The following is a 14,006-nucleotide window of genomic DNA, read 5'->3' on the forward strand; positions in this document are numbered from 1 at the left end:
CCGGCAGGCTCTCAGACGATCGGGGGCTCGAAGTCCCAGTACGGGCGGTTGCGCGAGCGGGCCGAGACCGTATGGACGTGCTGGGCGCCGAGGGTGGTCGCCAGGTCGCCCAGTGCCTCGTTCTCGACCTTCTCGGCCCGCTGCCTCTCCCGTACGCCACGCAGGTCCGCCGCGTGGGCGATCCGGGCGGAGAGGGTCAGCGGATGGGTCCGTCCGAGGGTCTCGGTGGCCCTGGTGATGACCGCGTCCGTCAGTGCGGCCGCGGATTCCGGGTCTCCCACCAGGTTGCGCAGCGCCGAGGCGTTGATGGCGCATCCCAGGGTCCAGGGATGGAACTCGCCGACGGCCTGCGTCAACGCGGCGAGGGCCCCTTCCAGGAGGGCGTGTGCCTGGTCCCGCTCGCCCACGTTGCGCAGGATCAGGGCGTGGTTGGCCCGTGTTCCCGCCACGAAGGGGTGCTCCTCGCCGAGCATGTTCAGGTAGCCGTCGACGACCTTCTCGCTTATGGCCCTGGCCTGGTCGATGTCCGCGTGCTCGCGGGCGAAGCAGCTCTGGCCGGCCGCGAACATCATGGTCAGCGGATCGTCCTCGCCCAGCACGCGTTCGCACCGCTCCAGGACCCGGGTGAACAGGGCCGAGGCCTTGGCGCGGTCTCCCGAGCGGTAGTAGCACAGCGCTAGGTTGTATTCGGCCGCCAGGGTCTGCGGGTTGTCGTGGCCCAGGACCCGTCGGTGCACCCCGGCGCTCTGGTTCTGGAGCGACAGCCCGTCGTTGTAGCGGCCGAGCAGGCGCAGGTCGATGGCGTAGCTGGTCTGGGAAGCCAGGGTCCAGTTGTGACGCTGGCCCAGGAACTGCCGACGGGCTTCCAGGGTCCGCTGGTTGAGGTCCAGCGACTCCTGGTACCGGCCGAGGAGCCGCAGCGAAACGGCCAGGTTGTTCTGCGCGTTGAGCGTGCGCGAGTCCTGGTCGCCCAGCAGCTCGCGGTAGGCGGCGAGGACCCAGCCGGACATCTCCAGCGCCTCGTCGTACCGGCCTAGGCCGCGCAGGTCGGCGGCGAGGCCCCCGGCGGCACGCAGGTGCTCCAGGTCCTGTACGCCGCGCTCGGTGCGCAGATGGTCCACGGCGGCGCGTTCGATCGCCTCCGTGCCGGCGTAGTCGCCGACGGCCCGCAGCAGGTTGGCGTAGTGGTAGCTGAGGTCCCAGATCCTGGGGTGGTCCTCGCCGAGGAGTTCCCGCCAGGCCCGCATGGCGCGTTCGCCCAGCTTGATGCCGGCCCGGTACTCCCCCGAGAGGTACATGTAGCGCAGGCAGTTGAGCACCAGGGACTGCACCGCCGGGTCGCTGCTCTGGAGCACATCGGCCCATTTCAGGTGCGGGGTGATCTCGGCGTAGGCGGGCCACAGGCGGGTGTCGGTGGGCCTGCCGGGGTCCGCGGCGGCGAGCGCCCGTCGGACCACGTCGATGAACTCCTTGCGGTCCCGCTCCGTCATGTCGTGGCCGACGATCTGGTGGACCATGCGGTGCATGTAGAGCGATTCGCCGGACGACGCCTCTTCGACGGCCGACTCGTGGGACTCCAGCCGGACCACGGAGTACTGGCGGAGCTGGGCGATCGCCTTGTTCCACAGCAGCGGGTCGTTCAGCAGGCCGGAGACCTGTTCCGGCAGCTCGCCGGCCGGCATCTCCTTCAGCAGCCGTACGGGGATGGAGCCGGGTGCGAAGAAGCTGCACAGGCGGAGCAGGTCGACGGACTCGGGGACGGTGTCCTTGAGCTTGTTCAGCAGTATCGACCAGGCGGTCTGGAAGGCGAGCGGAAAGTCCGCGGAGACCTTGACGACGTCCTGGTCGATGCCGCCCTCCAGGAGTTCGATGTACTCCTCGACCGACAGGTCGGAGTCGTTCAGCCAGCCCGCGGTCTGGTCGAGGAGGAGCGGGAGGTCTTCGAGCGCCTCGGCGAGCCGGTCCGCCTCGGCAGGGTTCAGGCGCGGGGCACGGCGCCGGACGAAGGCGACCGACTCGTCCCTGCTGTAGACGGGTACCTCGACGAGGTTGCTGTTGTGCTCGCCCCACTCCGGGTTGCGCGAGGTGATCAGGACGTGTCCGGGGCCGGTCGGCACCAGGTCCCAGATGTTCTCCGGCTCGTCGGCGCCGTCGAGGACGAGGAGCCAGTGGGAGTGCGGTTCGCCGCGGCGCAGCGCGTCGCGCACCGCGCGCAGCCGCTCGCCGTACTCGACGCCGGTGGACAGGCCCAGTTCGGGGGCGAGTTCGGCGAGCCGCTGACGGTAGAGCGCGCGCCGGTCGGCGGGCACCCACCAGACCACGTCGTACTCGGAGCCGAAGCGGTAGACGTACTCCGCGGCCAGCTGGGTCTTGCCGGCGCCGGACATGCCGTACAGCGCCACGACCCCGGCGCCGGAGCCGGCGTCCTGGAGCGCCTGGTACGTCTTGTTCAGCAGTTCCTCGCGCCCGGTGAACCGGGTGTTGCGCCGCGGCACCCCGCCCCACACCTCGGGGGTGTCGGCCGGGTACCGGGGGCCCGGCCGGTGCTCGACCGGCTCGGGCAGCGGGTCGGTGGGAAGGCCCAGGCGGACGAGGAGGCGCCGCTCGGCCTCGTCGGCGCCGACGTTGGTGAGGTCGGCGGCGCCGAGGGCGGAGGTGGCACCGGGCAGTGCCGAGGTGGTGAGGCAGACCGCGGCGAAGCGGTCCGGGTCGGGGGCGACGACCTCGCGCAGCGCCCGGTTCCACTCGTCGTGGCTGCGCGGGCCGAGCTGGAAGTACCAGTCGCTGAGGATCATCAGGACGCGGCCCCTGGAGAGCGTCAGGTCGCGCAGCGACTCCTCCAGCGGCACCTCCACCGGGGGGTCCCAGCGCTGCTGGACGACCGTCACTCCGCGCCGTTCCAGGCGGTCCCCGATCCAGGTCGCCCAGGCGCGGTTGAATCCGGCGAAACTGATGGTGACGGTTTGCGCCCCGGTTGCTCCAACTTGCCTACGCGTTCCGGGCATTCAACCGTCTCCCTGCCTCGATTCGAGCTTTGTCAACATACACCGGAGCCTGGTCGTTCCGGCGGACAATCCCGGGGTCTGCCACGGCCTTCACGGGCCGTTCCTCTGCTGCCATATCACCTTGGTGGTGGCCACGTACGCCTCCGCGCGCGCGAGGTGCCCCGCAGGAGGCGGACAATGGTCCAGACGGTGGTAGAGCGCGATCATCTCGTTGACGAGCATTCGGCCTTCGCGGGTCAGCGCCGCCGATCCGGCCAGTGCGGGGAGTACGGCGCCGACCTGTTCGCGGCATCGGGCGTGCTCGGCCCAGGCCAGGCCGCGGTGGGTGACGCGTCGCGCGCCGAGGGCGAACCGCTGCCAGTAGTCGGCGAGCGCGAGGTGCGAGTAGGCGCCCTGGAGGAGGCCGTCGAAGGGGCGGGGGTCGCGGCGCCAGGGGGCGAAGTGGCGCGGTTCGGCGTCCTCGTGGTGCAGCGGTACGAGGGCGCAGAGCGCGGACAGCTTGGTGTGCTGGAGTTCGTGGACGAGGGTGGAGGCGAAGTGGGCGGGGGTGGCCGGCCTGCTGCTGAGGACGGCGCCGAACGCTTCCCGCCTGGTGCCGCTGCAGTGTGCCGCGCTGTCGCCCGCGGGCCCGGAACCGGGTGGCGGGCCGAGCGGGACCAGGCAGCGCAGCAGGACCGCCACTTCGGTGAGCCGGTGCTCGCCGCCGATGCGGAGCAGGGGTGCCACCGCGGCCCAGGACTCGGCCCAGGTCTTGCGCGCGTGGTCGTCGACGCGGGTGGCGGTGCTCAGCCCGTGCGGCTGCGGTCCGCGGCCGTCGGTGCGGTACGGATCCACGTCGTCCAGGGGTACGGGGCCGATGCCGTGCTGCACTGCGGGCAGGGCGAGCACCGGCAGCCAGCGCGGGTCGGCCGACCCGGTCGTTCCGTCCGGGTGTGTGCGCGCGACCAGGGGCGGCCCGGCAGACAGGTCGTGCAGCGTCAGTTCGCCGTCGCGGAAGGTGACATCGACCGTTCCGGACGCTTCGTGGGCCGTGCGCAGGGCGCCCAGGGTGGGCAGCGGCAGGAGCCCGTCGTGTGCGGTGAGCCGGGTCGTGAACGGGATTCCGGCACGGATCGCGGCTGCCGCCGCCAGGGCGCTCAAGTGGTGGAGATCTGCCCGGAGTTCGGGGGCGGTGCCGGACCCGGGGCCGGGGCCGGCGAGGCCGCGCAGGCAGCGCTGCGCCCAGGGGCCCACGAGGGGGTGCAGCAGCACGGTGCGTACGGCGGTCCGGTCGGCGCGTTCGGCCTTCTCCAGCAGGGCCCAGTCCTGGCGGAGGCGGTCGAGGGCCCGGGGCGGGCAGACGGTCGTGGGGGCCGCCCCGGCCGCGTCGAGCAGGGCCCGCAGCAGTACGAGCCGGCGGGTGTCCTGATCGCGTACGAGTACGCGCAGGGTGTCGGCGTCGCCCTCGGTGCGGCCGAGTTGACACAGCATGTGGTCCGGGAGTGGGGGGATCATCGGCGTTCTCCTGCGGTTGCGTCGGACAGCCGGGCCGCGACATGGCGTACCAGCCGTTCGAGGTCGGCGCAGTAGACGGACGGGTTGGCGAAGCCGTTCTCTGCGCGGTAGCGGTGTGCGTAGTGGCCGCCGCCGCAGACGGTCAGCAGCGGGCAGGCCCGGCAGGTGGCGGCCAGCGCGTCGGCGCCTGCCCGGCGGGCGGCGACGCCGGGGTGGCGCAGGGCGTCGTCGAAGGTGTGGCGGAAGATGTCGAGGCCGGTGGCGGCGGCGGTGTCGTAGGCGGACTTGAGGGAGTCCACCTGCTCGATCGTCCCGTCGGTCTCGACCACGATCGCGTCGACGGGGTCGAGACCGAGCGATTCGGTGGCGGCGGGCAGGCCCAGCAGCAGGGCGATGCACTCCTCGAAGAGCCGGATCCGGGTCTCCCGCCGTCCGGCGCGCCACCAGCGGTCGAAGACGGTGGTGAGCCAGTCGCCGTACGGGGTCGGGCGGCCGGACGCGGTGCCCGCGCGCGGCAGGCCCGGTGGGGGGTTCGTCCAGTTGCCGTGCGGCAGCAGCAGGTCCAGGGCCGGCGGGCGCAGGGCGAGCAGCGATTCGTACATCTCGACCGGGTCGGTCCGCGGGTCGACGACGGTGAGGATGCCCGCGTAGGCGTCGGGGTGGCGGTCGGCGAGGAGCCGGGCGCCGCGCGAGGCGGCGGGCCAGGAGGGGCGTCCCGCGTGGTCGGTGCGCTGGGTGTTGTGGGCGGCCAGGCCGCCGTCGAGGCTGATGCCGATGCGTATGCCGTGCCGGGCGAGGGTGGCCGTGCGTGCTTCGGTGAGCAGCGTCGCGTTGGTCTGGACGGTGGTGTGTACGGTGCAGCTGGCGGGTGCCAGGGCGCGTACCCGGTCGGCGAAGGCGGCCAGCCGGCCGGCGCCCGCGAGGAGGGGTTCGCCGCCGTGCAGGACGAGGGCCGCCTCGGACAGCCGGTGGGCCGCCGCGTGTTCGGCGATGCGGTGTGCGGTGCGGTCCAGGACGGCGGGTGCGGCGGCGGCCGGGCGGTCGCGCCAGGTGTGGTCGGGGCCCGCGTAGAGGTAGCAGTAGCGGCAGGCGAGATTGCAGCGGCCGTGCACCTTGACGATGAACTGCCCGAAGGCGGGCAGGAGTCGGTGGTCTTCGGGGCACGGGGGCGTTTTCGGCGTCGCCTGTCGAGACACTCCCGCACCCCCGTGCCGTTCGCATCCGCCGGCACGGCCCCCGTCGCCGCCCCGAGGCGAGTATCCCTGGCCTGCGGCGGCGACAAACCCGTGCCCTGTCACGATGTCCTGTTCAACCGGGCCCCCGGACCTGAATCGTGCGGCCACGGCACCCTTCTCCCGGGGCCGGGCCGCGAGCGGGGGCGACGGCGGGCGTCAGAAGGAGTTGTTGAACCCCCACAGCATCTCCCGCGGCTGTTCGACCCGGCCGCGCAGATCCGCGACGACCTCGGCGAGCACCGGATGGTCCAGTGTCCGCAGCGACTCCAGATCGAGCGCCAGCAGGTCCGGCAGCGCGTCCGGTCCGCCGGACGGAACACCCGGCGGAACGCCGTCCGGGATGTCCTTGTGCACCGTCTCGCTCATCACGCCTCCCCGTAACACCCCTCGCGCCCGAGCCGGTGCGCTCGCCCTTGAGCGCCCGGTCGGGCCCGCGTACCTGATGGTCTGTGCGCCGACACGGATCCCGCGTACCGGCCGCCAATGTACGGATGCCCCGCAGGACCCGGGCTACGCCTTGCCGGGCGTGCCGTCCACCGGAGCCGGTCGTACGCCGGTCACACGGTGGCGGCACTCCTCACGCCGTCCGCCTCCCCCTCAGAGGCTGCCGGGTGGTCTCTCAGCGCTCCAGCTCCGCCAGCCGCCCGGCGGTCGACTCGCCCGCGGATCCGCCGCCGTCCGGCAGCTTGCGCCATTCCTGGCGGGCAGCCCGGTATGCCTCGCGGGCCGCCCGGGGGCGTCCCGCTCTCTCGTACGTCATACCCCGCCAGTGGTTGGCCGTGGCCCCCAACTCGACTGCTTGCCAGATCTGTTGCGGGCTGTCCAGCTCCTCTTCCGCCGCGCCCGCCGCCTCCGCCGCGCCGCGGAACGCCTCGGCCGCCTCGTCGAGCCGGGCCGGGCGTCGGAGCACCCGGGCGGCGTCGAGGTGGGAGCGGCCCAGTTCCAGCCAGCAGTTCGCCTCGGTCAGCGGGTCGGCCGCCTCCTGCGCCGCGAGGCCGAAGAGGTGCTCGGCCTCGCGGAGGTCGACCCGGTCCTCGGTGGCGCGGTGCCGGAGCATCAGCGCGCGGCCCAGCATCAGGAGCCGCCCGGCCTGGCGGGTGCTGCCCGCGGGCGTCTCCGTACGGCAGTCGCGCAGCACCCGGATCGCGGCGCCGATGTGCGGGCGGCCGTCCGGCAGCCGGGCCCGGCGCAGCAGGGTGCCGCCCCATTCGGCGAGCAGGTCGGCGTGGGCCCGCGAGTCGCGGGGTACGCCCCGTGCGGCGTGGGCGAACCGGTCGGCGGCGGCCACGAGTTCGTCCGGCTCTCCGGTGTGCTCGTACCGGGCGACGTGGATCCTGCCCGCCCTGATCCGGAGCGTGGCGAGCTGCCGCTGGTCGCGTACGGTCGCCAGGGCCTGCTCGACGAGTGTCGCGGCCTCGTCCGGCTCCTCGCCGGAGCCGAGCAGGGCGTCCACCAGGTCGAGCAGGATGCGTACCTCGGTGCCGAGGGTGTGCCGGCCGCCGCCCTGTTCGAAGGCGGTGCGCAGGGAGCGGGCGGCCTGGCCCGCGTAGACCCGGGACTGTTCGGGGTCGGCGGTGGCACCGGCCAGCTTCAGCAGGGTCCGTCCGTGCGCCAGCGGCAGGGTGGTGGGGCGGTTCTCCTGGTCGGGCCAGACATCGGCGAACGCCTCCAGCATCCCGCACGCGGCCTGGAGCAGGGCGGTGTCGCCGTCGAGCCGCCACTGCGCCTCCAGGGCCCGGACCCGCTCCAGGGTCAGCCGGAGGGCCTCGGCCGGGTCCAGGCCGGGGGCCGAGCAGGCGGCCGTGTACTCGCGGTCGGCGCGGCGCAGCAGCTCCAGTGCGCCGCGCCGGTCACCGCGCCGCCGCCGGTCGTCGGCCGCGGCGTGCAACACCTTGGCCAGTACGGCCCGTTCGCGGACCGCGGCGGGTTGCGCGGCGGCCCTTTCGGCGGCGTACTCGGCCTCGCGGAGCAGTTCGGCGTCGCCCTGGACCTCCCACAGCCGCAGCACGCAGCGGGAGTACTCCGCCCACAGCCCGGGGTCGGTGCCCGGCTGCTCCTCGCGTTCGGCGGCGCCGCGCAGCAGCTGCACGGCGTCGATGAGGTACTGCACCATGCTGTCCGACTCGAACTGCCGCAAGAGGGCGCGGGCGCTCTCCACCGCCGCGTGCGAGGTCTGGACGGGGCCCGGGCGGCCACCGCGTCCGGTCTGCGTCACGAACTGCTCGGGCAGGGGCATGAAACGCTCCAGTACGCGGACCGCGACCTCGGCGAAGGGGTGGGGGACGCGCGACCCGCCGCTTGCGTCGCCCTCCCCGCTCTCACCACCCTCCTCGATCTCCCCGTCGGATGCGCCGTTCTCGGAGGGGCCCACGCCGGAACCGGCCGGTGTCGGCAGGTATCCGCGTGCGCGCGGGCGTTCGCCGAGCTGGGCGAAGGCCAGGGCGGGGAAGTTCGGCCCGCCCTTCCCGAACCGCTGCTCGATGTACTGCGAACAGTGCTTGAGCACGAGCAGTGCCTCGCCGCGGCCCAGCGGGCCGAGCAGCGCCTCCCGGACTCCGGGCACGAATTCGTACCACTGGCCGTCGTGCTCCCCGCCGTCCTCGTCCCTGCCGCGCATCAGCAGTCCGCTGAGCAGCACCTCGGCGAGTTCGGAAGGGCCCGAGTGAGGCAGCATCGTGCGTTGCACCAGCTGCATCACCGGGAGGTGCAGCGGGGCCGCCGCGAGGTAGACGGCCAGTTGCCCGGCGGTCGGTGAGGCCGCCGAGCGGAAGCGGCTGACCAGCTGGAGCGAGGAGAGTCCTTCGCCGGCCCGCTGCGCGGCCGCCGCCGGCTGATCGGCCCGCACCCAGCCGACCGCACCGGAGATCTGCCCCGATCCGGTACCGGAGAGCAGTCTCGCCCAGGCCGCCAACGCTCCTTCCACCGGCGGGAGTACGGGTACGGCGAGGGCGCCGGGGTGCACGGCCGGGCCCATGCCCGGCTGCTCCACCACCTTGAGCACGGCGGCTCCGCCGGGGCCGTCGCCCCGGGACAGCGAACCGTAGGTGACCGGCAGCCTGGTGCGGCTCCACATCCGTTGCGGCAGCGGCTGGAGCACGGCGGCCGGGGCCTGCGCGGCCAGCTGGTGCAGCAGCCGGTGGGCCCGGCCGCTGTGCCAGAGCGGGCCGGCGCAGTCGCTGACCAGGACGGTGACGCGGCGGCCGGTCGGATCGCTCAGCCGGTCCGCGGAGTTCAGCGGCGCCGCGGCCGGGTCGGGACTGCGGCTCACCGCGGCCGCGCCGTCCGGGCCCTGGTGCAGATAGCGCACCTGGACGTCCCGGAATGCTCCCAACTGGCCGAATATCTGCTGGAGTTCACCGAACATCCGGTCCCACACCAGCATCGAGGACGAGGCGTCCATGACGCACTGCAGGACCGCCTCGCCCCGGGACACACCTCGGAACACCGGGATGATCAACCCCCCGGCGCGGGCGCTGAGTTCGGCGGTGGCGGTCTCGTCGAGGGTGTTGCGCAGGGGCGGCGAGGCGGGGTGGTAGCGCTGCAACGGTCGTAGTGCCCGCTGGAGTTCGAGGGGGGCGGGCAGCGCCGGGGCGGCGGGCACGCCGAAGGTGAGCTCGGCCGTACGCCCCCTCCGTGCACCGCCCGTCCCCGTACCGGTCGGGCCGCCGCCGGAGCGGGCACGGGCGGAGGGGCCGGTACGTGATACGGGGTAGAGCGTGATCCGCTGGTCAGGGTCCCCCGGGTCCGCCCTCGGCAGGGGCTCGTCACCCGGCACGTCGCGCGCGGGCTTCACGGCGTCGGGCGCGGGGTCGGGGGCGTCGGGCCGCCCGTCCGGGCGCTCCGGGGGGAGGTGGACGGCCGGAACGTACCCCTGCCCCTCGGCATCCGCCGGTGGCGCGTCCGGGTGGCGGGCCCAGCGGGCCAGCCAGAGCGCGTCGCGCAGCTGCTCGACGTCGGGGTCGAGCCCTGCCTCACGCAGCCGCGCCACGAGGGCGGGGTAGAGCCCCGCGTCGTCGGGGGCGGCTCCGGTACCCGTGCCGCGGCCGTCGCCGTCGTGGTGTTCGCCGTCCGGTCCGTGTCGTGCGCCGGCGCCCGCCATCAGCACATCACCTCGGCCGGTCGAGTCGCTGGATGAGCAGGTCCGCGAGGCGGTCGCGGCCGGCCGGGGCCGCGGCGTCGGTGAGGTAGATCGCGTTCAACAGCTGGTCCGTGGCCAGGAGTTCGCTGCGGGACCGCTCCAGGAAGTGGGCGATGAGGTCGTCCCCGGAGCGCGCCGCCTCGTCGCCGAGATGGGCGCGTACGAAGGTCGCGAGGCGCTGGTGGTCGGGGCGTCCGAGCTCCAGGTGGATGCAGCGGCGCATCAGGGGCGCCGGGAAGTCCCGTTCCCCGTTGCTGGTGAGCACCACGAACGGGAAGGCAGTGCACTGCACCCGGCCGCCCCGCACCGTCACCTTGTTGCCGTCGTCGTCGAGGACCTGCGCCTCTCCGTCGGGCAGCCGGTCGGCGATCCGCTCCAGCTCGGGAATGCCGAACTCGCCCTCCTCCAGCACGTTCAGCAGGTCGTTCGGCAGATCGATGTCGCTCTTGTCCAGCTCGTCGATGAGCAGCACCCGGGGCCGGTCCGAGGGCAGCAGTGCGGTGCCGAGCGGTCCGAGCCGGATGTAGCTGCCCACGTCGTCCGCGGCGCGGGCCCCGTCCGGGTCGGCCGCTGCGCTGTGCGCGGCGATCTGTACGTCCTGGAGCCGGGCGATCGCATCGTAGTGGTACAGGCCGTCCAGCAGCGTCGTCCGGCTCACGATCGGCCAGCGCAGCACCCGGCCGAGCCCCAGCTCGTGGGCGACCGAGTGGGCCAGGGTGCTCTTTCCGGCGCCGGGTGTGCCGGTGACCAGCAGCGGACGCCGCAGATAGAGCGCGGCGTTGATCATTTCGAGCTCCTCGGCGCCCGGCCGGTGGAGTTCGGCGATGTGCCGGTGGCCGCCGAGACGCCGGTCGGCGGAGCCGTCGCCGTCGGGCCCGTCGGGGGCCGGGGCGCCACGGCTCGCGAAGTCGCGCCAGGGCGGCGGCGGGGGCAACTGCCTGATGCCTTCGTGCGGTTCGCCGGCCCCTCGGTAGATGAGCCACTCGCTGGGTTCACTCATAACGTGTTCCTCGTCATCACTCGTCCGGCCAGGGGCAGCAGTCGAACGTGGTTCACCGTAGTCATCCGGGACAACCCTCGTAAGGGGATTCACGGGGCTTGCAACAACGGGTCGGTCGGGGGCGGTTGCGGGTCTCCGTAGACCAGTGCGATGCCGTCCGACCAGAACATGTCGGGGCGGCCCTCACGCACCCCTTTCCTCAGCTCCTGGATCTTCCTCGGAAGCCGGTCGGCCACCACCGCCCCGTCGACCGTGTCGACGACCCGGAGATGGAACTCCGTGCAGGACGCCGGCCGTTCGGCCCTCGGGCGCCGCCACAGGACCACGCCGAACCCGGCGTCGAGCACCCGCGCGAACCCCACGACGCTCTGGGTGTCGTGCCGGCCGCCGTACCTGCAGAGGACCGGGACGGTCTCGTACGGCAGTCCGCGCAGCTTCGCCGTCACCGGCACGGGTACCCGCATTTCGTCGTCGCAGTCGAGGACGGCGGCCCGGGTCGGGCCGCGGCGGAGGCGGTTCCAGCGCGCTTCGTGCTCCAGGTCCGCGTCGTCGGACGGGCCGGGGCCGCTGTCCGCGCACCGCACGACCACCGGCCGCAGGACTCCGAGGGGCAGGCTGTCCGCGGGCAGCTGCCACTTCTCGACCTCCAGGTCGAGCAGCGCCGAGGGCACCACGACCTGGAGGATCGCGGGGTTGTCGGGCTCGTCGCACATCCGGAACGCCTTCCCGAGGGAGGCGCCGAGCCTGGCCGGGAGCTCGTCGGACCTGGTGCCCTGGTAGTTCTCGGTGACGGGCAGATCGACGGCCGAGAGGCGGGCGACGACCCGCCAGTCGTAGTGGTCCGGCTGCCACGCGCGGGGCTCCAGATGGAGCACGACGAATGTGGGGGCCTTCGGTGGCCGGACCGGCTCGTCGGCCGGTTCGGGTGTCCGCAGGTGCTCGGTGCCCGGGGCGTACCTGCCCTGGTTCCGGAGCCTGGCCATCTCGCGGCGGAACGGCCGCCGCAGCCGGTCCTCCGCGGTCTCCCGCACCCAGTCCCACAGGGCGTCCTCGGCGAGCCGGGTGGAGGGCACCACATAGGGGCGTTCGGCGGAGATGGCGCTCATGCAGTAGCGCAGGATGCGCTCCAGCGCCTCGTCGCCCTCGCGTGCGTCGTACAGGACGCCCAGCCCGTCGCGCCAGCCCCGGGGGGCCGGGACGCCGACGGTCCGGTATCCGTACCCGAGGTCGCCGAGGATGTCGAGCAGGCTGCGGGTGCTGACCGGCGGAGGGAGCTTGGCGAGCCGCCCCAGCAGGTCGACGCGCTGCTGCGGGGTGAGCGCCGGGCCCGCCACGGTGCCCAGGTCCCGCTGGACGTCCGCCCAGGTCTCCTCGTCGTCCACGGGGTTGTTGTGCCGGTCGGCGTGGTAGCGGTCATGGGCGTGGAACACGGCTTGGTACGGGTCGTCTGACTCGGCCGTGGCGGCCCGGACCGGCACGGGCAGCGTGCGCAGCCGCTCCACGCCGATCGCCGTACCGCCGTCGGTGTCGGTGGAGCGCGACTTGAGTACGCCGACGACCTCGCCCCGGGCCAGGTCGACCACGGGTCCGCCGGACATGCCCGCGTACAGCTGGCTCGCCTCGATCAGCACCTGTTCGTCGCCGTCGGCCCAGTCGTCGACGGTGCCCACCACCCGGCACTCCCGGCCGAGCCGCTTGAGCGCCCCCGCTCCGCCGGCCGCCCAGCCCGCGAAGTAGTACGCGCCGCGGTTCATGCCCGTGGAGCGCTCGCTGAGGTACACGCAGGGGTGTTCGACGGGCCGGACCAGCTGGATGAGCGCGAGATCGGGGGCCGGCCAGCCGCCCGTGCCGGGCCGTTCCTCGGGCAGGGCCGCCACGACCGTGCCCCCGACCCGGACGGCATCGCCGCCGCGAGCGGTCTTGTAGACCACGTTCACCTGACGCCCCCTCCCCTCCATCGCCACGTGCGCGCACGTGAGGACCCAGCTGGGAGCGATGAAGAAGCCGCTCCCCAGGAAGTCGCCGTCGGATCCTTCAGGGGCATACCCGGGCTCCGGACGATGGATGCGCACCGTCGCGTCCTTCACGAGGCTCATCAGCGCGGATTCCGCCCCGTTCGGCCCCTGCCACGCGCCCCCGCCCGGTGGCTGCGTCACGATCCGCTTCCGTCGTCCGGCGCGGTGCCGCCCGTATGCGCCGGTGCGCCGGTGGATGCCCCGGCGGCCGGATCGGTGGCGGGCCGCACCGCGGGAGCGGAGGGTGCGGGCGGGACGGAGGGAACGGGCGGGACTGACGGAGCGGGCGGGGCCAAGGGTGCGGGATCGGCGGGTGGGTCGAGCGGCGGCCCGCCGCCGTTCCACGTCAGCGTGACCTTGATCGACCCCTTGGCCTCGCCGTCCGCGAGCAGCCCGACGACCTTGCCGGACTTCGCGGTGAGCTCGATGCCGAACTCGACGCTCACCTCGTCGGGCCGCACGGACCGCAGCGGCTCGGCGAGCGAACGCGCCACGCTGGTCACGACCCCTTGCAGGCTCTCGACCCGGGCCTGCACCCGATCGGCGATGTTCCCGGCGCCGATGTCCGTGAACGACGGGCCCGATCCGGGCTGCGCCAGCTCCTCGGCTCCGGAGATCCGCGCCCAGACCTCCGTACCGTCGGGCATCTCAATGCGCGTAATACGGGCGTCGCTGTCACCCATGAAACCCCCCGTTCCCCAACTACCCGCAGGCTAACGGCAGTCCGCGTCCGATGCGAGGTACATGGACGGGTACACGGACCAGGACGCGGGGGTGGCGCCGGCCGGTTCTCGGCGGGATCGCGGGGGTGGTGCGGGCCGGTCCGGACGGGTCTCGGAGCAGCCGGAGCGTACGGTCCGGGGACCCGCTCCCGCCCGTCGGGGGGCTGTCACCAGGCATTAGGCTTGCCGCATGTACTTCACCGACCGCGGTATCGAGGAGCTGGAGAAGCGGCGAGGCGAGGAAGAGGTCACTTTCGAGTGGCTCGCCGAGCAGCTCCGTACGTTCGTCGATCTCAATCCCGACTTCGAGGTGCCGGTCGAGCGCCTCGCGACCTGGCTGGCCCGGCTCGACGACGAGGACGACGACGAATAGTCGCTCGTGCGGTCACTGACGAGC

General features: G+C 73.4%; 9 protein-coding genes. 1 reads left to right on the forward strand and 8 read right to left on the reverse strand.

Annotated features, from left to right (window positions below):
• Positions 1-11: 11 nt before the first annotated feature.
• The 8 genes from fxsT to EES42_RS02460 all read right to left on the reverse strand — a co-directional run bounded on the left by fxsT (position 12) and on the right by EES42_RS02460 (position 13,570).
• A complete protein-coding gene (gene fxsT, locus EES42_RS02425) occupies positions 12-3,005 on the reverse strand; it encodes an FxSxx-COOH system tetratricopeptide repeat protein (RefSeq protein WP_124716429.1) in 2,994 nt (997 codons plus the stop codon).
• Between the two features lie 90 nt (positions 3,006-3,095).
• Positions 3,096-4,499 (reverse strand): aKG-HExxH-type peptide beta-hydroxylase, encoded by a 1,404-nt coding sequence (locus tag EES42_RS02430; RefSeq protein ID WP_124716430.1) that lies wholly within the window; start codon positions 4,497-4,499, stop codon positions 3,096-3,098.
• On the reverse strand, positions 4,496-5,641 hold the full coding sequence (locus EES42_RS02435; RefSeq protein WP_124717364.1) for an FxsB family cyclophane-forming radical SAM/SPASM peptide maturase: 1,146 nt from the start codon (positions 5,639-5,641) through the stop codon (positions 4,496-4,498). Before EES42_RS02435 ends, EES42_RS02430 begins: the two co-directional genes overlap by 4 nt.
• A gap of 249 nt (positions 5,642-5,890) precedes the next feature.
• Positions 5,891-6,100 (reverse strand): FxSxx-COOH cyclophane-containing RiPP peptide, encoded by a 210-nt coding sequence (gene fxsA / locus EES42_RS02440; RefSeq protein ID WP_124716431.1) that lies wholly within the window; start codon positions 6,098-6,100, stop codon positions 5,891-5,893.
• Positions 6,101-6,353: 253 nt separating this feature from the next.
• Positions 6,354-9,833, reverse strand: coding sequence for an SAV_2336 N-terminal domain-related protein (locus EES42_RS02445; protein ID WP_164495149.1), 3,480 nt, complete (start codon positions 9,831-9,833; stop codon positions 6,354-6,356).
• 7 nt (positions 9,834-9,840) lie between these two features.
• Positions 9,841-10,872, reverse strand: coding sequence for an AAA family ATPase (locus tag EES42_RS02450; RefSeq protein WP_124716432.1), 1,032 nt, complete (start codon positions 10,870-10,872; stop codon positions 9,841-9,843).
• Between the two features lie 89 nt (positions 10,873-10,961).
• Complete coding sequence (locus EES42_RS02455) at positions 10,962-13,028, reverse strand: VMAP-C domain-containing protein (protein ID WP_241196208.1); 2,067 nt, start codon at positions 13,026-13,028, stop codon at positions 10,962-10,964.
• A complete protein-coding gene (locus EES42_RS02460) occupies positions 13,025-13,570 on the reverse strand; it encodes a CU044_2847 family protein (protein WP_124716433.1) in 546 nt (181 codons plus the stop codon). The genes EES42_RS02455 and EES42_RS02460 overlap by 4 nt, the downstream gene beginning before the upstream one ends.
• A 229-nt stretch (positions 13,571-13,799) precedes the next feature.
• Between EES42_RS02460 and EES42_RS02465 the strand changes: the two genes are divergently transcribed.
• On the forward strand, positions 13,800-13,982 hold the full coding sequence (locus tag EES42_RS02465; protein WP_019075209.1) for a DUF6104 family protein: 183 nt from the start codon (positions 13,800-13,802) through the stop codon (positions 13,980-13,982).
• Positions 13,983-14,006 lie beyond the last annotated feature (24 nt).

Origin of the sequence: Streptomyces sp. ADI95-17, assembly GCF_003846175.1 — a bacterium.
In the GTDB taxonomy this organism is placed as follows: Bacteria; Actinomycetota; Actinomycetes; order Streptomycetales; family Streptomycetaceae; genus Streptomyces; species Streptomyces sanglieri.